Origin of the sequence: Burkholderia seminalis DSM 23518 (genome assembly GCF_902832885.1) — a bacterium.
Classification (GTDB): Bacteria; Pseudomonadota; Gammaproteobacteria; order Burkholderiales; family Burkholderiaceae; genus Burkholderia; species Burkholderia seminalis.
This window is the reverse complement of sequence record NZ_CADFDK010000011.1, coordinates 1-19,311: the sequence shown is the minus strand read 5'-3', so window position 1 is coordinate 19,311 and position 19,311 is coordinate 1. Positions and strand designations below refer to the sequence as shown.

At 61.9% G+C, this 19,311-nt stretch carries 14 protein-coding genes and 1 tRNA gene; all 15 read right to left on the bottom strand.

The genetic code is table 11. The features are described from left to right. Positions 1 to 11 precede the first annotated feature (11 nt). Entirely contained in the window at positions 12 to 1,202 is a 1,191-nt protein-coding gene (tuf, locus tag HWX00_RS27120; RefSeq protein ID WP_175868158.1) for an elongation factor Tu, read from the bottom strand. Between the two features lie 42 nt (positions 1,203 to 1,244). Beyond that, the gene (fusA, locus tag HWX00_RS27115; protein WP_006482929.1) at positions 1,245 to 3,347 is read right to left on the bottom strand and encodes an elongation factor G; all 2,103 of its coding nucleotides are present in this window, start codon (positions 3,345 to 3,347) and stop codon (positions 1,245 to 1,247) included. A gap of 123 nt (positions 3,348 to 3,470) precedes the next feature. Next, complete coding sequence (gene rpsG, locus HWX00_RS27110) at positions 3,471 to 3,941, bottom strand: 30S ribosomal protein S7 (RefSeq protein WP_006477195.1); 471 nt, start codon at positions 3,939 to 3,941, stop codon at positions 3,471 to 3,473. A 172-nt stretch (positions 3,942 to 4,113) separates the two neighbouring features. After that, a complete protein-coding gene (gene rpsL, locus HWX00_RS27105; RefSeq protein ID WP_006400662.1) occupies positions 4,114 to 4,494 on the bottom strand; it encodes a 30S ribosomal protein S12 in 381 nt (126 codons plus the stop codon). A gap of 227 nt (positions 4,495 to 4,721) precedes the next feature. Next, on the bottom strand, positions 4,722 to 6,569 hold the full coding sequence (recQ, locus tag HWX00_RS27100) for a DNA helicase RecQ (protein ID WP_034191215.1): 1,848 nt from the start codon (positions 6,567 to 6,569) through the stop codon (positions 4,722 to 4,724). A 266-nt stretch (positions 6,570 to 6,835) separates the two neighbouring features. Further along, positions 6,836 to 11,077 (bottom strand): DNA-directed RNA polymerase subunit beta', encoded by a 4,242-nt coding sequence (gene rpoC / locus HWX00_RS27095; RefSeq protein ID WP_034191214.1) that lies wholly within the window; start codon positions 11,075 to 11,077, stop codon positions 6,836 to 6,838. A gap of 21 nt (positions 11,078 to 11,098) precedes the next feature. After that, positions 11,099 to 15,205: a DNA-directed RNA polymerase subunit beta gene (gene rpoB / locus HWX00_RS27090; protein WP_175029230.1), complete on the bottom strand. Its 4,107-nt coding sequence runs from the start codon at positions 15,203 to 15,205 to the stop codon at positions 11,099 to 11,101. 381 nt (positions 15,206 to 15,586) lie between these two features. Beyond that, entirely contained in the window at positions 15,587 to 15,961 is a 375-nt protein-coding gene (rplL, locus tag HWX00_RS27085) for a 50S ribosomal protein L7/L12 (RefSeq protein ID WP_006477198.1), read from the bottom strand. 63 nt (positions 15,962 to 16,024) lie between these two features. Beyond that, on the bottom strand, positions 16,025 to 16,522 hold the full coding sequence (rplJ, locus tag HWX00_RS27080; protein ID WP_034191212.1) for a 50S ribosomal protein L10: 498 nt from the start codon (positions 16,520 to 16,522) through the stop codon (positions 16,025 to 16,027). Between the two features lie 308 nt (positions 16,523 to 16,830). Further along, positions 16,831 to 17,529, bottom strand: coding sequence for a 50S ribosomal protein L1 (rplA, locus tag HWX00_RS27075; RefSeq protein WP_006482906.1), 699 nt, complete (start codon positions 17,527 to 17,529; stop codon positions 16,831 to 16,833). Continuing rightward, on the bottom strand, positions 17,530 to 17,961 hold the full coding sequence (gene rplK / locus HWX00_RS27070; RefSeq protein ID WP_006477201.1) for a 50S ribosomal protein L11: 432 nt from the start codon (positions 17,959 to 17,961) through the stop codon (positions 17,530 to 17,532). A gap of 141 nt (positions 17,962 to 18,102) precedes the next feature. After that, the gene (nusG, locus tag HWX00_RS27065) at positions 18,103 to 18,660 is read right to left on the bottom strand and encodes a transcription termination/antitermination protein NusG (protein ID WP_006400672.1); all 558 of its coding nucleotides are present in this window, start codon (positions 18,658 to 18,660) and stop codon (positions 18,103 to 18,105) included. A 1-nt stretch (position 18,661) separates the two neighbouring features. Continuing rightward, entirely contained in the window at positions 18,662 to 19,042 is a 381-nt protein-coding gene (gene secE, locus HWX00_RS27060; RefSeq protein ID WP_006482892.1) for a preprotein translocase subunit SecE, read from the bottom strand. Between the two features lie 42 nt (positions 19,043 to 19,084). Next, positions 19,085 to 19,160: transfer RNA gene (locus HWX00_RS27055), tRNA-Trp, on the bottom strand. Between the two features lie 59 nt (positions 19,161 to 19,219). Continuing rightward, positions 19,220 to 19,311 (bottom strand): EF-Tu C-terminal domain-related protein (locus HWX00_RS27050; protein WP_076604501.1); only part of this gene is annotated, 92 nt, incomplete at its 5' end.

Genomic DNA, 19,311 nt, shown 5'->3' with positions numbered 1-19,311 from the left:
GATCGTCGATGTTACTCGATGATCTTGGCGACGACGCCGGCGCCGACCGTACGGCCGCCTTCGCGGATTGCGAAGCGCAGACCTTCTTCCATCGCGATCGGAGCGATCAGCTTCACCGTGATCGACACGTTGTCGCCCGGCATCACCATTTCCTTGTCCTTCGGCAGCTCGATCGAGCCCGTCACGTCCGTCGTACGGAAGTAGAACTGCGGACGGTAGTTGTTGAAGAACGGCGTGTGACGGCCGCCTTCGTCCTTGCTCAGCACGTACACTTCAGCCGTGAAGTGCGTGTGCGGCGTGATCGAACCCGGCTTCGCCAGAACCTGGCCACGCTCCACGTCTTCACGCTTCGTGCCGCGCAGCAGGATACCCACGTTGTCGCCTGCCTGACCTTGGTCCAGCAGCTTGCGGAACATTTCAACGCCCGTGCAGGTCGTCTTCACCGTCGGCTTGATACCGACGATTTCGATTTCCTCGCCGACCTTCACGATGCCGCGCTCGACACGACCCGTCACCACCGTACCACGGCCCGAGATCGAGAACACGTCTTCCACCGGCATCAGGAACGCGCCGTCAACTGCACGCTCCGGCGTCGGGATGTACGTGTCCAGCGCGTCGGCCAGGCTCATGATCGCCACTTCGCCCAGCTCGCCCGTGTCGCCTTCCAGCGCCAGCTTCGCCGAACCCTTCACGATCGGCGTGTCGTCGCCCGGGAAGTCGTACTTCGACAGCAGCTCGCGAACTTCCATCTCGACCAGCTCGAGCAGTTCAGCGTCGTCCACCATGTCGCACTTGTTCAGGAACACGATGATGTACGGAACGCCAACCTGACGCGCCAGCAGGATGTGCTCACGCGTCTGCGGCATCGGGCCGTCAGCTGCCGAGCAAACCAGGATCGCGCCGTCCATCTGCGCTGCGCCCGTGATCATGTTCTTCACATAGTCAGCGTGGCCCGGGCAGTCGACGTGTGCGTAGTGGCGGTTCGCCGTTTCATACTCGACGTGTGCCGTGTTGATCGTGATGCCGCGCGCCTTTTCTTCCGGTGCCGCGTCGATCTGGTCGTACGCCTTCGCTTCGCCGCCGAACTTCTTCGTCAGAACCGTCGTGATCGCTGCCGTCAGCGTCGTCTTGCCGTGGTCAACGTGACCAATCGCACCAACGTTCACGTGCGGCTTGGTCCGCTCAAACTTTTCTTTTGCCATGGTTCTCTTCTTTCAAAAAATAATCAGTTGGTAGCTGCAGATTTACTTCGACTTCGCGCTGATGATCGCTTCGGCAACGTTGCGCGGAGCTTCAGCGTAGTGCTTGAACTCCATCGTGTACGTTGCGCGACCTTGCGTCAGCGAGCGCAGCGACGTCGAGTAACCGAACATTTCCGACAGCGGCACTTCGGCGCGAACGATCTTGCCGCCGCCGACCATGTCTTCCATGCCCTGGACGATACCGCGACGGCCCGACAGGTCGCCCATCACGTTGCCCATGTAGTCTTCCGGCGTCTCGACTTCGACGGCCATCATCGGCTCGAGGACGACCGGGTTCGCCTTGCGCATCGCTTCCTTGAACGCCATCGAACCGGCCATGCGGAACGCGTTTTCGTTCGAGTCAACGTCGTGGTACGAACCGAACGTCAGGTGAACCTTCACGTCGACGACCGGGAAGCCAGCCAGCACGCCCGACTTCAGCGTGTCCTGGATACCCTTGTCGACCGCCGGGATGTATTCACGCGGAATCACACCACCCTTGATCTCGTCGAAGAACTCGTAGCCCTTGCCTTGTTCGTTCGGCTCGAGCGTGATGACCGCGTGACCGTACTGGCCGCGACCACCCGATTGCTTGACGAACTTGCCGTCGACATCCTTCGCCGTCGAGCGGATCGTCTCGCGGTACGCAACCTGCGGCTTGCCGACGGTTGCTTCCACGCCGAATTCACGCTTCATCCGGTCGACCAGAATTTCGAGGTGGAGCTCGCCCATGCCCGAAATGATGGTCTGGCCCGATTCTTCGTCGGTCTGCACGCGGAACGACGGGTCTTCCTGAGCCAGACGGTTCAGTGCGAGGCCCATCTTTTCCTGGTCAGCCTTGGTCTTCGGCTCGACAGCCTGCGAGATCACCGGCTCCGGGAACACCATGCGCTCGAGAACGATCGGGTTCGCCGGGTCGCACAGCGTGTCGCCCGTGGTCGCTTCCTTCAGGCCGACCGCAGCAGCGATGTCGCCTGCGCGAACTTCCTTGATTTCCTCACGCTGGTTCGCGTGCATCTGCAGAATACGGCCGAGGCGTTCCTTCTTGCCCTTGGTCGAGTTCAGCAGCGTGTCGCCCGAATTGACGACGCCCGAGTACACACGGAAGAAGATCAGCTGGCCGACGAACGGGTCGGTCATGATCTTGAACGCGAGCGACGAGAACTTCTCTTCGTCCGACGCCTTGCGCTCCGCTTCTTCACCGTTTTCGAGCTCGCCCTTGACCGGCGGGATGTCGACCGGCGACGGCAGGAAGTCGATCACGGCGTCGAGCATACGCTGCACGCCCTTGTTCTTGAACGCGGTACCGCACAGCATCGGCTGGATTTCGCACGCGATCGTACGGTCGCGCAGCGCCTTGACGATGTCGGCTTCCGGCAGATCACCTTCTTCCAGGTACTTGTTCATCAGGTCTTCGCTGGCTTCGGCAGCCACTTCGACCATCTTCTCGCGCCATTCCTTGCAGGTCTCCGCGAGCTCGGCCGGGATGTCGACGTAGTCGAACTTCGTGCCTTGCGACGCTTCGTCCCAAATGATCGCCTTCATCTTGATCAGGTCGACGACGCCCTTGAAGTTTTCTTCCGCGCCGATCGGCACCACGACCGGAACCGGGTTCGCCTTCAGGCGCAGACGGAGCTGGTCGTAGACCTTGAAGAAGTTCGCGCCGGTACGGTCCATCTTGTTGACGAACGCGAGACGCGGCACCTTGTACTTGTTCGCCTGGCGCCACACCGTTTCCGACTGCGGCTGCACGCCGCCCACTGCGCAGTACACCATGCACGCGCCGTCGAGCACGCGCATCGAGCGCTCGACTTCGATCGTGAAGTCGACGTGGCCCGGGGTGTCGATGATGTTGATGCGGTGTTCCGGATAGTTGCCGCCCATGCCCTTCCAGAAGGCCGTGGTAGCAGCGGACGTGATCGTGATGCCACGTTCCTGTTCCTGCTCCATCCAGTCCATCGTGGCTGCGCCGTCGTGGACTTCACCGATCTTGTGGTTCACACCGGTGTAAAACAGAATGCGCTCGGTCGTCGTCGTTTTGCCGGCGTCGATGTGAGCGCTAATACCGATATTGCGGTAGCGCTCGATAGGAGTCTTGCGAGCCACTTTGATCCTCTACTGGGATAACACGATGCAGCCCGGCTGCATCATGCTTCAACACAAACGGGCGAGGCGCCTGAAAAGCGCACCCGCCCGGAATTTATTTCCGCTAACAGCCCAGCCAGGCGCTTAGAAACGGAAATGCGAGAACGCGCGGTTGGCTTCTGCCATGCGGTGAACTTCGTCGCGCTTCTTCATCGCGCCGCCACGGCCTTCGGCCGCTTCGGAGAGTTCACCTGCCAGGCGCAGGGCCATCGACTTCTCGCTGCGCTTCTTCGCAGCCTCACGCAGCCAGCGCATCGCCAATGCCATACGACGCGACGGGCGCACTTCGACCGGAACTTGATAGTTGGCACCACCAACGCGACGGCTCTTCACTTCGACCACCGGCTTCACGTTGTTGAGCGCAACCGTGAACACTTCCAGCGGGTCCTTGCCACCCTTGGTCTGGATTTGTTCGAATGCGCCATAAACGATGCGCTCTGCGACCGACTTCTTGCCGGACAGCATCAGCATGTTCATGAACTTGGCAACATCAACGTTGCCGAACTTCGGATCCGGCAACACTTCCCGCTTGGGGACTTCGCGACGACGCGGCATGATTCTTCCTTTACTTGTTCAGTTGGAGCTGGTTCCAGCTCCGCGGCCACCAACAAACCCGATCACATCTTCACGACTAACCAGCTTGGCCGGGTGACCACTTACTCGACAGCACCGGCAATCCGGCACTCCCGCCTTGACCGCCCTGCGGCGATCCCTGATCAAAAACTGCTTACTTGGCAGCCTTTGCACGCTTCGCGCCGTACTTCGAGCGCGCTTGCTTACGGTCCTTGACGCCCTGGGTATCCAGCGAGCCGCGAACCATGTGGTAACGCACACCCGGCAAGTCCTTCACACGGCCGCCGCGGATCAGCACAACCGAGTGTTCCTGCAGGTTGTGGCCTTCACCGCCGATGTACGAAATCACTTCGAAGCCGTTCGTCAGACGAACCTTGGCGACCTTACGGAGTGCCGAGTTCGGCTTCTTCGGCGTCGTCGTGTACACACGGGTGCACACGCCGCGACGCTGGGGGCAGTCCTGCAGGGCCGGGCTCTTGCTCTTCGTCGTTTCCGACTGACGGCCTTTGCGAACCAGTTGGTTGATGGTTGGCATTGTTTATTCCTGAAATTGAACAAAATCTGCGCATCGATTTCGGGCAAAGCGAGAATCGGCGCACAGTTGACTTCCGCACCGGCGAATCGGGCGCGCGCTTTCGAACGCGACACAGCCCACCGAATACCGGAACCCAGCATAATAGTCCGGAAATACCAACTAAGTCAACGGGTTGCGTGATTTGCCGGTCGACCGCGTGGTTTACAGGAAGGGTCCGAACACCTGTGTCAGGCCGATTCGACCACGTCGATGATCTCGTCGCCGAAGCGTTCGAGCTTGCGTACGCCCATGCCGGGGATGTGGCGCAGGTCGTCGATCGACTCCGGTGCGTTGCGCGCGATTTCCGCGAGCGTCGCATCGTGGAAGATCACGTAGGCCGGCACGCCGTCGGTCTTCGCGGTTTCCGCGCGCCACGCGCGCAACGCGTCCCACCGTGCGCGCTCGCGCGTGCCCATGCCGGCGGTCGGATCGACGCGCGTGCCGCTGCGGCTCGACGACTGGCGCGTGCGCTGCGGCTTCACGTAGCGGCGCAGCGTGACCTTCTCCTCGTTCTTCAGCACGGCCTTCGCGGCCTCCGTCAGCATCAGCGCGCCAAAGCCGCCATGGTCGACCGCCAGGTAGCCGTACGCGACGAGCTGCCTGAAAATCGCGCGCCATTCCGGTTCGGACAGCGCCGCGCCGATCCCGAACGTGCTGAGCTGGTCGTGGCCGCGCTGCAACACCTTCTCGGTGCGCCCGCCGCGCAGGATCTCGATCAGGTGGCTCGAGCCGAAATTGAAACCGCTCGCGCGCTGCGCGCGGAACACGCACGACAACGCCATCTGCGCCTCGCGCGTGGCGTCCCACGACGCGGGCGGCTCGAGGCAGGTGTCGCAGTTGCCGCACGGCCGGCTCTCTTCGCCGAAGTAGTTCAGCAGCCGCACGCGGCGGCACGAAATCGTCTCGCACAGCCCGAGCAGCGCGTCGAGCTTCGACGTCTGCACGCGCTTGTGTGCGTCGTCCGCATCCGATTCGTCGATCATCTTGCGCTGCTGGACGACGTCGCCGAGGCCGTACGCCATCCACGCATTCGCGGGCATCCCGTCGCGGCCCGCACGGCCCGTTTCCTGGTAGTAGCCTTCGACGCTCTTCGGCAGATCCAGGTGCGCGACGAAGCGCACGTCGGGCTTGTCGATGCCCATGCCGAACGCGATCGTCGCGCACATCACGATACCCTCTTCGCGCTGGAACATTTCCTGGTGCTTCTGCCGCACCTCGAACTCCATCCCGGCGTGATAGGGCAGCGCCCGCACGCCTTGCGCCTTCAGCCATTCGGCGGTTTCCTCGACCTTGCGACGCGACAGGCAATAGACGACGCCGGCGTCGGTCGTGCCGTCGGCATTCGTGTGCTCCGCGCGGATGAAGTCGAGCAGCTGCGCGCGCGCGTTGTCCTTCTCGACGATCCGGTAGCGGATGTTGGGGCGATCGAAGCTCGATACGAACACGCGTGCGTCGTCGAGCGCGAGACGATGGATGATCTCGTCGCGCGTGATCGCGTCGGCCGTGGCCGTCAGCGCGATGCGCGGCACCGACGGGAAGCGCTCGTGAAGCACCGACAGCTGGATGTATTCCGGACGGAAATCGTGCCCCCATTGCGACACGCAGTGCGCTTCGTCGATCGCGAACAGGCCGATCTTCGCGCGTTCGAGCAGGTCGAGGAAGCGCCCGGTCATCAGCCGCTCCGGTGCGACGTACAGCAGGTCGATCTCGCCTTCGCGCAGCGCGCGCTCGGTGGCCGCGGCCTCGGCGCCCGACAGCGTCGAATTCAGGTAGGCCGCGCGCACGCCGACTTCGCGCAGCGCGGCGACCTGGTCCTGCATCAGCGCGATCAACGGCGACACGACGATGCCGGCGCCCTGCCCGGCCTCGCGGCGCAGCAGCGCCGGGATCTGGTAGCACAACGACTTGCCGCCGCCCGTGGGCATCAGCACGAGACAATCGCCGCCGCCGGCGACGTGCTCGACGATCTCGCCCTGCTGGCCGCGAAAGGCGGAATAACCAAAGACTTCGTCGAGGATTTCGAGGGCGCGGGACATGAATGGGAACAAGGACGGCTGAACGATGATCGCGATTTTAACAACCCGCTTGCGCGGCGCGTGGCGAATCGAGCGTTGTTGGCCGTTCGGTCAGGGTCCGTTCGCGTGCATCGCGGGCCTGTCGCGGCCGCGCGGCCGGCGATTGCGGGCATGCGCGGGCGCGGCTCAGGCACGTCATGCACGTGAACGACGGATGAAAAAAAACCGCCCGGCGGAACCGGACGGTTTCGGTGACAGCGAGGTGAGGCGGCTTGCGCCGCCCGCACTTACTCGGCTGCCGGGTGTTGCGGCTCTTCCGCCGGCGCGCTCGGCGTGCCGAAGTCGAATGCCTCTTCCGCTGCGATCTGGTCGAAACGCTCGCGATCCGACGATTCCTTCGCCTTGCGTGCCTTGTGGAACGCGAGACCCGTACCGGCCGGAATCAGACGGCCGACGATCACGTTTTCCTTCAGGCCGCGCAGATCGTCGCGCTTGCCCATGATCGCCGCTTCGGTCAGCACGCGGGTCGTTTCCTGGAACGATGCCGCAGAGATGAACGAGTCGGTCGACAGCGATGCCTTCGTGATACCGAGCAGCACGTTGTCGTACGAAGCCGGGCGCTTGCCCTCGGCGATCATGCGATCGTTCTCGTCCAGCATGTCGGAACGCTCGACCTGTTCGCCCGGGATGAAGCGCGTATCGCCGTTGTCGGTGATCTGCACACGACGCAGCATCTGGCGAACGATCACCTCGATGTGCTTGTCGTTGATCTTCACGCCCTGCAGACGATACACGTCCTGCACTTCGTCGACGATGTAGCGCGACAGCGCCTCGATACCCTGCAGACGCAGGATGTCGTGCGGATCGGCCGGACCGTCCACGATCATTTCGCCCTTGTTGACGACCTGGGCATCGTGAACCAGAACCTGCTTTTCCTTCGCGATCAGGAACTCGTGCTGGTTGCCCTCGAGATCCGTGATGACGAGACGCTGCTTGCCCTTCGTGTCCTTGCCGAACGACGTCGTACCCGTGACTTCCGCGAGAATGCCGGCATCCTTCGGCGAACGCGCTTCGAACAGTTCCGCCACCCGCGGCAGACCGCCGGTAATGTCACGCGTCTTCTGCGCTTCGGTCGGGATACGTGCGAGCACTTCACCGACCTGCACCTGCTGGCCGTCCTTCACGGTGATCAGTGCGCCGACCTGGAAGCCGATCTGCACCGCGTGCTCCGTGCCCGGAATCTTCACTTCGTCGCCGTTCGCGTCGAGCAGCTTCACCTGCGGACGCACGCTCTTCGAAGCCTGCGAACCGCGACGCTTCACGTCGATCACGACCAGCGTCGACAGGCCGGTCACGTCGTCGATCTGCTTCGCGACGGTCACGCCTTCCTCGACGTTCTCGAACTTCACCGTACCACCGTACTCGGTGATGATCGGACGCGTCAGCGGATCCCACGTGGCGAGCTGCGTGCCGGCCTTGATCGTCGCGCCGTCGAGCTGCAGCAGCGTCGCGCCGTACGGCACTTTGTGACGCTCGCGCTCGCGACCGAAGTCGTCGGTGATCATCGCTTCGCCCGAGCGGGAAATGACGATCTGCTCGCCCTTCGCGTTCGTGACGTAGCGCATCGTCGCCGTGAAGCGCACGATACCGTTGCTCTTCGCTTCGACCGACGAAGCCACTGCCGCACGCGATGCCGCACCACCGATGTGGAAGGTACGCATCGTCAGCTGCGTGCCCGGCTCACCGATCGACTGTGCGGCGATCACGCCGACTGCTTCGCCGACGTTCACGAGCGAGCCGCGGCCGAGGTCACGGCCGTAGCAGGCCGCGCACAGGCCGTAGCGCGTTTCGCAGGTCAGCGGCGTGCGCACGCGCACTTCGTCGATGCCGAGGCGTTCGATTTCCTCGACCGCCGTTTCGTCGAGCAGCGTGCCCGATTCGTACACCGTTTCCTGCGTTTCCGGGTTCACGACGTCCGCGACCGCGACGCGGCCGAGGATACGGTCGCGCAGCGCTTCGACGACTTCACCGCCTTCGACCAGCGCCTTCATCGCGACGCCGTTCGACGTGCCGCAATCGTCTTCCACCACGACCAGATCCTGCGTGACGTCGACGAGACGACGCGTCAGGTAACCCGAGTTCGCGGTCTTCAGTGCCGTATCAGCCAGACCCTTACGTGCACCGTGGGTCGAGATGAAGTACTGCAACACGTTCAGACCTTCGCGGAAGTTCGCGGTAATCGGCGTCTCGATAATCGAGCCGTCCGGCTTCGCCATCAGGCCGCGCATACCGGCCAGCTGACGAATCTGAACCGCCGAACCCCGGGCGCCCGAGTCGGCCATCATGTAGATCGAGTTGAACGACTCCTGGCGCGTTTCCTTGCCGTCGCGGTCCGTCACCGGCTCCGTCGACAGCTGCTCCATCATCGCCTTGCCGACCGCTTCCGACGTTGCCGACCAGATGTCGACCACGTTGTTGTAGCGTTCCTGCGCGGTGACGAGACCGGACATGTACTGGCGGTCGTACTCCTTCACCTTCTTCGCGGCGTCGCCGACGATCGTTTCCTTCTGCGGCGGCACGAGCATGTCGTCCACGCAGATCGAAATGCCGGCACGCGTCGCGAGACGGAAACCCGACTGCATCAGCTGGTCGGCGAACACCACCGTCGCGCGCAGACCGCACTTGCGGAACGCCGTGTTGATCAGGCGCGAGATTTCCTTCTTCTTCAGCGGCTTGTTCAGCACCGAGAACGGCAGGCCGTGCGGCAGGATCTCCGACAGGATCGCGCGGCCGACGGTCGTCGCGTACAGCGAGATCTTCGGCACGAATTCCGGCGCGCCTTCCGACGTGTCCTCGTTGCGGACCATTTCGGTGATCCGCACGTTGACGCGCGAGGCCAGCTCGACTTCCTTGTTCTCGTACGCGCGGATCACTTCCGACACGCCCGTGAACGACAGGCCTTCGCCCTTCGCGTTGACGGCTTCGCGGGTCGCGTAGTACAGACCCAGCACGATATCCTGCGACGGCACGATCGACGGATCGCCGTTGGCCGGGAACAGCACGTTGTTCGACGCCAGCATCAGCGTACGCGCTTCCATCTGCGCTTCGAGCGACAGCGGCACGTGAACGGCCATCTGGTCACCGTCGAAGTCGGCGTTGAACGCCGCGCAAACGAGCGGGTGCAGCTGGATTGCCTTGCCTTCGATCAGCACCGGCTCGAACGCCTGGATACCGAGACGGTGCAGCGTCGGCGCACGGTTCAGCATCACCGGGTGCTCGCGGATCACCTCTTCGAGGATGTCCCACACCACCGGCGTCTGGTTCTCGACTTCCTTCTTCGCAGCCTTGATGGTCGTCGCGACGCCCATCACTTCCAGCTTGTTGAAGATGAACGGCTTGAACAGCTCGAGCGCCATCAGCTTCGGCAGACCGCACTGGTGCAGCTTCAGCGTCGGGCCGACCACGATGACCGAACGGCCCGAGTAGTCGACGCGCTTGCCCAGCAGGTTCTGACGGAAACGACCGCCCTTGCCCTTGATCATGTCGGCGAGCGACTTCAGCGGACGCTTGTTCGCGCCCGTCATCGCCTTGCCGCGACGGCCGTTGTCGAGCAGCGAGTCGACGGCTTCCTGCAGCATCCGCTTTTCGTTGCGGACGATGATTTCAGGCGCCTTCAGCTCAAGCAGACGCTTCAACCGGTTGTTACGGTTGATCACGCGGCGATACAGGTCGTTCAGGTCCGACGTCGCGAAGCGGCCGCCGTCCAGCGGCACGAGCGGACGCAGTTCCGGCGGCAGCACCGGCAGCACTTCGAGGATCATCCACTCGGGCTTGATGCCCGAGCGCTGGAATGCCTCGAGGACCTTCAGGCGCTTCGCGTACTTCTTGATCTTCGCTTCCGAGCCGGTGTTCTTCAGCTCGGTGCGCAGCGTCTCGACCTGCTCGTCGATGTTGATCGCGCGCAGCAGTTCACGCACGCCTTCCGCGCCCATCTCGGCACGGAATTCGTCGCCGTATTCCTCGACCTTGTTGTAGTAATCCTCTTCGGTCATGATCTGCCGCGCCTTCAGCGGCGTCATGCCCGGTTCGATCACCACATAGGCTTCGAAGTACAGCACGCGTTCGATGTCGCGCAGCGTCATGTCGAGCACCATGCCCAGACGCGACGGCAGCGACTTCAGGAACCAGATGTGCGCGACCGGCGAGGCCAGTTCGATGTGGCCCATCCGTTCGCGACGCACCTTCGCCAGCGTCACTTCGACGCCGCACTTCTCGCAGATCACGCCGCGGTGCTTCAGACGCTTGTACTTGCCGCACAGGCACTCGTAGTCCTTGATCGGCCCGAAGATCTTCGCGCAGAAGAGACCATCGCGTTCCGGCTTGAACGTACGGTAGTTGATGGTCTCCGGCTTCTTCACTTCGCCGAACGACCACGAACGGATCTTGTCCGGCGAGGCCAGACCGATCTTGATCGCGTCGAAAACTTCTTCCTGTTGGACTTGCTTGAATAGATCGAGCAGAGCTTTCATTGCTTTCTCTCCGTAGTCCGATTAATTGCGGTCGAGATCGATATCGATACCGAGCGAGCGGATTTCCTTCACGAGCACGTTGAAGGATTCCGGCATGCCTGCATCGATCACGTGATCGCCCTTGACGAGGTTTTCGTACACCTTCGTCCGGCCGGTCACGTCGTCCGACTTCACCGTCAGCATTTCCTGCAGCACGTAGGACGCGCCGTACGCTTCGAGTGCCCACACTTCCATTTCACCGAAACGCTGGCCACCGAACTGCGCCTTACCACCCAGCGGCTGCTGCGTGACGAGCGAGTACGGGCCGGTCGAACGCGCGTGCATCTTGTCGTCGACCAAGTGGTGCAGCTTCAGGTAGTGCATGTAGCCGAGCGTCACGCGACGTTCGAACATTTCACCCGTGCGGCCGTCGTACAGACGGACCTGGTTCTTCGACGGGTTCATGCCGAGCTGTTCGGCGATGTCGTCCGGGAACGCGAGGTCGAGCATCTTGCCCATTTCTTCCTCGGTCGCACCGTCGAACACCGGCGTCGCGAACGGCACGCCTTCGCGCAGGTTCTTCGCGAGTTCGAGGATCTCGTCGTCGGTGAAGCTTTCCAGGTCTTCCTGGCGGCCCGACTCGTTGTAGATCTTCGTCAGGAACACGCGCAGTTCCTCGATCTTCGCCTGACGCTGCAGCATTTCGCCGATACGCCAGCCGAGGCCCTTCGCGGCCCAGCCGAGGTGCACTTCGAGAACCTGACCCACGTTCATCCGCGACGGCACGCCGAGCGGGTTCAGCACGACGTCTGCCGGACGGCCGTCGGCCATGTACGGCATGTCTTCGATCGGAACGATCTTCGACACGACACCCTTGTTACCGTGACGGCCTGCCATCTTGTCGCCAGGCTGCAGACGGCGCTTCACCGCGAGGTACACCTTGACCATCTTCAGCACGCCCGGCGGCAGTTCGTCGCCTTGCGTGAGCTTCTTGCGCTTCTCTTCGAACGCGAGGTCGAACTGGTGACGCTTTTCCTCGATCGAGTTCTTGATCGCTTCGAGCTGCGCCGCTGCCTCGTCGTCCGCCAGGCGGATGTCGAACCAGTGGTAGTGGTCGAGGTCTTCCAGGTAAGCCTGGTCGATCTTCGTGCCCTTCGCGAGCTTCTTCGGGCCGCCGTTCGCGACCTTGCCCACGAGCATGCGGGCGAGACGCTGGAACGCGTCGCCTTCCACGATGCGCAGCTGGTCGTTCAGGTCGAGGCGGTAGCGCTTCAGTTCGTCGTCGATGATCTGTTGCGCACGCTTGTCGCGCTGGATGCCTTCACGCGTGAACACCTGGACGTCGATCACGGTGCCGCTCATGCCCGACGGCACGCGCAGCGACGTGTCCTTCACGTCCGAAGCCTTCTCGCCGAAGATCGCGCGCAGCAGCTTCTCTTCCGGCGTCAGCTGGGTCTCGCCCTTCGGCGTGACCTTGCCGACCAGCACGTCGCCTGCTTCGACTTCGGCACCGATGTACACGATGCCCGATTCGTCGAGACGGCCGAGCTGGACTTCCGCCAGGTTCGAGATGTCGCGCGTGATTTCTTCCGGCCCGAGCTTCGTGTCGCGTGCAACGACGTTCAGCTCTTCGATGTGGATCGACGTGTAGCGATCGTCCGCGACCACCTTCTCCGAGATCAGGATCGAATCCTCGAAGTTGTAGCCGTTCCACGGCATGAACGCGATCAGCATGTTCTGGCCAAGCGCGAGCTCGCCCAGGTCCGTCGAGGCGCCGTCGGCCAGCACGTCGCCGCGCGAGACCTTGTCGCCCATCTTCACGATCGGACGCTGGTTGATGTTCGTGTTCTGGTTCGAACGCGTGTACTTGATCAGGTTGTAGATGTCGACACCGACTTCACCTGCGACCGCTTCGTCGTCGTTCACGCGAATCACGATACGGCCCGCGTCGACATAGTCGACGACGCCGCCGCGGAACGCCTGAACCGTCGTACCCGAGTCGACCGCGCAGGTGCGCTCGATGCCCGTACCGACGACCGGCTTTTCCGGACGCAGACACGGCACCGCCTGACGCTGCATGTTCGAACCCATCAGTGCACGGTTCGCGTCATCGTGCTCGAGGAACGGAATCAGCGAGGCTGCCACCGACACGATCTGCGACGGCGCGACGTCCATGTACTGGATACGGTCCGGCGTGACCATCATCGTTTCGCCGGCTTCACGCGACGACACGAGTTCGTCGATCAGCTGGCCGTTCTCGTCGATCGCGGCGTTCGCCTGCGCGATCATGTAGCGGCCTTCCTCGATCGCCGACAGGTAGTCGATCTGGTCGGTCACCTTGCTGTCCACGACCTTGCGGTACGGCGTCTCGAGGAAGCCGTATTCGTTCAGGTGCGCGTACAGTGCGAGCGAGTTGATCAGGCCGATGTTCGGACCTTCCGGCGTTTCGATCGGGCACACGCGGCCGTAGTGGGTCGGGTGCACGTCGCGGACTTCGAAGCCTGCGCGTTCGCGCGTCAGACCGCCCAGGCCCAGTGCGGAAACGCGGCGCTTGTGCGTGATTTCCGACAGCGGGTTGGTCTGGTCCATGAACTGCGACAGCTGCGACGAACCGAAGAACTCGCGGATCGCCGACGAAATCGGCTTCGAGTTGATCAGGTCGTGCGGCATCAGGTTTTCGCTTTCAGCCTGGCCGAGGCGTTCCTTGACCGCGCGCTCGACACGCACGAGACCCGCGCGGAACTGGTTTTCCGCCAGTTCGCCGACGCAACGCACGCGACGGTTGCCGAGGTGGTCGATGTCGTCCACTTCGCCCTTGCCGTTGCGCAGCTCGACGAGGATCTTGATCGTCGCGAGGATGTCGTCGTCCTGCAGCGTCATCGGGCCGACGATCTCGTCACGGCCGACGCGGCGGTTGAACTTCATGCGGCCGACCTTCGACAGGTCGTACGCTTCCTCGCTGTAGAACAGACGGTTGAACAGCGCCTCGACCGCTTCTTCGGTCGGCGGCTCGCCCGGACGCATCATGCGGTAGATCGCGATGCGCGCGGCCGTCTTGTCGGTCGTTTCGTCGACACGCAGCGTCGACGAGATGTACGGGCCCTGGTCCAGGTCGTTCGTGTAGAGCGTCTGGATGTCCTTGATGCCCGCTTCGCGCAGCTTCTCGAGCACGCTTTCCGTGACTTCGTCGTTCGCGCTCGCGATCACTTCGCCGGTGTCGCCGTCGACGACGTTCTTCGCCAGCACGCGGCCGAGCAGATAGTCTTCCGGCACCGAGATGAACTTGGTCTTCGCGGCTTCGAGGTCGCGAATGTGCTTCGCGTTGATCCGCTTGTCCTTCTGGACGATGACCTTGCCATCACGATCCGTGATGTCGAAACGCGCGACTTCACCACGCAGGCGCTCGGGCACGAACTCGAGTTGCGCGCCTTCGTCCATCAGCGTGAAGTTGTCGAACACGAAGAAGTTCGCGAGGATCTGTTCCGGCGTCAGGCCGATGGCCTTCAGCAGGATCGTGACCGGCATCTTGCGGCGACGGTCGACGCGGAAGTACAGGATGTCCTTCGGATCGAATTCGAAGTCGAGCCACGAGCCGCGGTACGGAATGATCCGTGCCGAGAACAGCAGCTTGCCCGAGCTGTGCGTCTTGCCCTTGTCGTGTTCGAAGAACACGCCCGGCGAACGGTGCAGCTGCGAGACGATGACACGCTCGGTGCCGTTGATGACGAACGAGCCCGTCGGCGTCATGAGCGGAATTTCGCCCATGTACACTTCCTGCTCCTTCACTTCCTTGACGACCGGCTTGTTCGGCGATTCCTTGTCGAGGATGACAAGGCGGACCTTCGCGCGCAGCGCGGAGCAGTACGTCAGGCCACGCTGCTGGCATTCCTTGATGTTGAATGCCGGCGAGGACAGCGCATAGCTCACGAACTCGAGGCGCGCGAAACCGTTGTGCGAAACAATGGGAAATACCGATGTGAACGCGGCCTGCAAACCTTCAGGCTTGCGTTGCGTCGCCGGCACATCGGCTTGCAGAAACGTGCTGAATGATTCAAGCTGGGTAGCCAGCAAGAACGGAACTTGGTGAACGATGGGGCGCTTCGCGAAACTCTTGCGAATGCGCTTCTTCTCGGTGAAGGAATATTGCATACGATCTCCGAATCACGGCGGGTGCTATCGAGGCGGAATACCTGGACGTTTCAAACCCGAGTGTTCACCGACTGAGACCCGATGGCCGTTCGACGGCTTGAACGAGCCGAGAAGCTTGGTGGTTGGCCGCTACCAACCGCTGGCTGACGGCAGCGGATGCCTGTGTTGCCCGCTACCCGACCAAACTTGCCTTCTGCAGTCGCTTCAGAAGACAAAGAGAACCGCCAATCGTGCGTGATCTTTCACAACGATCAGGCGGTTTTCTTTGGCTTCTGGGGCCGATTATTCGGGCTCCCGAATGAGTGCCAGAATAACGTCCCCACAAAGCACAAAAAGGCCGGCGGTGAAAATACCGCCAGCCTTCGCACAGCGCGTCGAAACTTACTTGACTTCGACCTTCGCGCCAGCTTCTTCCAGCTTCTTCTTGGCTTCTTCAGCAGCAGCCTTGTCGACGCCTTCCTTGACGGGCTTCGGTGCACCGTCAACCAGGTCCTTCGCTTCCTTCAGGCCCAGGCCCGTCAGTTCGCGAACGGCCTTGATGACCGAAACCTTGTTGGCGCCGGCTTCAGCCAGGACGACCGTGAATTCGGTCTTCTCTTCTGCAGCAGCAGCAGCGCCGCCGCCTGCCGGGCCAGCGACTGCCACTGCAGCTGCCGACACGCCAAACTTCTCTTCGAACGCCTTGACCAGTTCGTTCAGTTCCAGAACGGTCATCCCTTCGACTGCTGCCAGGATGTCTTCTTTTGCGATTGCCATTTGAAATACTCCTAAATTGAATTCGGATACAGCCAGCGATCAGTAACGCTGATGCACGCTCGCTTATGCAGCTTCCGCTTGCTTCTTCTCGGCCAGCGCTGCCAGAGCACGCGCGAAGCCCGAAACAGGCGATTGCATAACGAACAGCAGCTTCGAGAGCAGTTCTTCGCGGCTCGGGATGCTTGCCAGCGCTTGCACGCCAGCCTTGTCCATCACCTTGCCATCGAACGAACCAGCCTTGATGACCAACTTGTCATTGCCCTTGCTGAAGTCGTTGACGACCTTAGCAGCAGCAATTGCATCTTCCGAGATGCCGTAGATCAACGGACCAGTCATCTGCTCTGCCAGCGGAGCAAACGGCGTACCTTCAACAGCGCGACGCGCCAGCGTGTTCTTCAACACGCGCAGGTAAACCTTCTGCTCACGCGCTTGCGCGCGCAGCTTGGTCAGATCGCCAACCGCAATTCCACGATACTCAGCCAGCACAACGGTCTGGGCCTTCGCGACTTGCGCGGAAACCTCAGCGACGACGGCTTGCTTGTCTTCTCTATTAAGCGGCACGGTTAGCCTCCAGAAACGATACGTTCGGCGCGGCCGGTATGGCCGAAACCTCACGTACCTCGTTCAACAACGGCGTCCGACCTCGTTAGGAGTATTTCCACCTCACGCCGCGAATCGCTTCACGGCCTGCGGCTTCACCACTGCAAAACTTTTTCGGGTTCGCCATCTGCGTTGGCTTGAATTAAGGGATCACCTGACTGCTGCGCCCCACCAACGGTCTTTGATAACCGGTTGCTCGCCTTGCTGCACGAGCAACCGCCCAAAGCCCATGTAGGCCGCTTCGCGAACGAAGCGGCCCGAATACTTGCTTACTGTGCTGCCAGCGTAGCCTGGTCGACACGCACGCCGACGCCCATCGTGCTCGACAGTGCGATCTTGCGCAGGTACACGCCCTTGCTCGTTGCCGGCTTGGCCTTCTGCAGCGCTTCGATCAGCGCCGACAGGTTCGAACGCAGTGCGGTCGGCTCGAACGATGCACGGCCGATGGTCGCGTGGATGATACCGGCCTTGTCGACACGGAATTGCACCTGACCAGCCTTCGCGTTCTTGACGGCGGTTGCGACGTCCGGCGTGACCGTACCGACCTTCGGGTTCGGCATCAGGCCGCGCGGGCCGAGGATCTGGCCCAGCGTACCGACGATACGCATCGTGTCCGGCGAAGCGATCACGATGTCGAAGTCCATCTGGCCAGCCTTGATCTGCTCAGCCAGGTCTTCCATACCGACGATTTCCGCGCCTGCTGCACGTGCCTGCTCGGCCTTTTCGCCTTGCGCGAACACGGCAACGCGAACCGACTTGCCCGTACCGGCCGGCAGAACGACCGAACCACGAACGACCTGGTCCGACTTCTTTGCATCGATGCCGAGCTGGACTGCGACGTCGATCGACTCGTCGAACTTCGCGCTCGCGCATTCCTTCACGAGGCTCAGTGCGTCTTCGATCGCGTACAGCTTCTGACGATCAACCTTGGCGGCAAATGCCTGACGGCGCTTGGAGATCTTAGCCATTTACACGCCCTCCACAGTGATGCCCATCGAGCGTGCGCTACCAGCGATGGTGCGAACGGCTGCGTCCAGATCAGCTGCCGTAAGGTCCGGCATCTTGGTCTTCGCGATTTCTTCGGCTTGAGCGCGCGTGATCGAACCGACCTTGTCGGTGTGCGGCTTGCTCGAGCCCTTGTCCACCTTCGCCGCCTTCTTGATCAGGACGGTTGCCGGCGGCGTCTTCATCACGAACGTGAAGCTCTTGTCAGCGAATGCCGTGATGACCACCGGCACCGGCAGACCCGGCTCCATGCCTTGAGTCTGCGCGTTGAACGCCTTGCAGAACTCCATGATGTTCAGGCCGCGCTGGCCCAGTGCCGGACCGACCGGCGGCGACGGGTTGGCTTTACCTGCAGGGATCTGCAGCTTGATAAAGCCGATAATCTTCTTTGCCATTTGTGAACCTCATTGGAACGCCGAAAGGGCGTTCGGTGAGTAATAACGCGCGTTCGCCGCTGGCTACTGACGCTCCTCAACGGCCATGACGCGGGCCGTAAGCGCGAAGGTGGGCAGCCGAGGCTGCCCACCGAATCGGGATCAAACTTTTTCGACCTGGCCGAATTCGAGTTCGACCGGGGTGGATCGACCAAAGATGGTGACCGACACACGCACGCGCGATTTTTCGTAGTTGACTTCTTCGACGGTGCCGTTGAAGTCCGTGAACGGGCCTTCCTTGACACGCACCATCTCGCCGACTTCGAACAGGGTCTTCGGGCGCGGCTTCTCGACGCCTTCCTGCATCTGCGACATGATCTTCTCGACTTCCTTCGGGGAAATCGGGGTCGGGCGGTTACGCGCACCGCCGACGAAGCCGGTGACCTTCGCGGTGTTCTTCACGAGGTGCCACGTTTCGTCCGTCATCTCCATTTCCACCAGCACGTAGCCGGGGAAGAAACGACGCTCGGTCACCGCCTTGTGACCGCCCTTGACTTCAACCACTTCTTCGGTCGGGACCAGGATCTGACCGAATTTGTCCTGCATGCCAGCACGTTCGATGCGCTCCTGAAGCGCACGTTGCACGCTCTTCTCCATACCGGAGTAGGCGTGCACGACGTACCAACGTTTTCCGCTCGGGGATGCCGGAGTATCGCTCATATCATTTCCAACCCAGAATCGCCGAGAAAATCACCCATTCGATCGATTTGTCACTCAACCAGAGGAAAATCGCCATCACGAGCACGAAACCGAACACGACGAGCGTGGTTTGCGTTGCTTCCTTGCGGGTGGGCCAAACGACCTTCCGGACTTCCTTGTACGAATCCTTGGCAAAAGCGATGAGGCTCTTGCCAGGGGCCGACATCAGCCCGACGGCCACACCGGCGATGATCCCTACCGCCAACGCGGCACCGCGGACATACCACTGCTGATTGGCCAGCCAGAAGAAGCCCACGAATCCGGCCAACACCAGCAATACACCCAGGGCCAGCATCAGCTTATCGCCGGAGGTATTTACAGTTTCGACGGATGGATTCGCCATAACACCTTAAAACAAATGCCACGTAGGACACGTGGCTATTTTTGGCAGGGGCAGAGGGAATCGAACCCCCAACCTTCGGTTTTGGAGACCGACGCTCTGCCAGTTGAGCTATACCCCTAAACCATGTTGGGGCCGGCTGTTGCCAGCCCCAAAACTGTCGATCAACGAATAACTGGCTTACTCGATGATCTTGGCGACGACGCCGGCGCCGACCGTACGGCCGCCTTCGCGGATTGCGAAGCGCAGACCTTCTTCCATCGCGATCGGAG

What these genes read in the sequence shown, in the direction of transcription:
- rpsL (WP_006400662.1), bottom strand. Translation starts at nt 4,494, where the DNA reads ATGCCAACCATCAACCAACTGGTTCGCAAAGGCCGTCAGTCGGAAACG.
- rpoC (WP_034191214.1), bottom strand. Translation starts at nt 11,077, where the DNA reads ATGAAAGCTCTGCTCGATCTATTCAAGCAAGTCCAACAGGAAGAAGTT.
- rpsG (WP_006477195.1), bottom strand. Translation starts at nt 3,941, where the DNA reads ATGCCGCGTCGTCGCGAAGTCCCCAAGCGGGAAGTGTTGCCGGATCCG.
- rplA (WP_006482906.1), bottom strand. Translation starts at nt 17,529, where the DNA reads ATGGCTAAGATCTCCAAGCGCCGTCAGGCATTTGCCGCCAAGGTTGAT.
- tuf (WP_175868158.1), bottom strand. Translation starts at nt 1,202, where the DNA reads ATGGCAAAAGAAAAGTTTGAGCGGACCAAGCCGCACGTGAACGTTGGT.
- recQ (WP_034191215.1), bottom strand. Translation starts at nt 6,569, where the DNA reads ATGTCCCGCGCCCTCGAAATCCTCGACGAAGTCTTTGGTTATTCCGCC.
- nusG (WP_006400672.1), bottom strand. Translation starts at nt 18,660, where the DNA reads ATGAGCGATACTCCGGCATCCCCGAGCGGAAAACGTTGGTACGTCGTG.
- rpoB (WP_175029230.1), bottom strand. Translation starts at nt 15,205, where the DNA reads ATGCAATATTCCTTCACCGAGAAGAAGCGCATTCGCAAGAGTTTCGCG.
- secE (WP_006482892.1), bottom strand. Translation starts at nt 19,042, where the DNA reads ATGGCGAATCCATCCGTCGAAACTGTAAATACCTCCGGCGATAAGCTG.
- rplK (WP_006477201.1), bottom strand. Translation starts at nt 17,961, where the DNA reads ATGGCAAAGAAGATTATCGGCTTTATCAAGCTGCAGATCCCTGCAGGT.
- rplL (WP_006477198.1), bottom strand. Translation starts at nt 15,961, where the DNA reads ATGGCAATCGCAAAAGAAGACATCCTGGCAGCAGTCGAAGGGATGACC.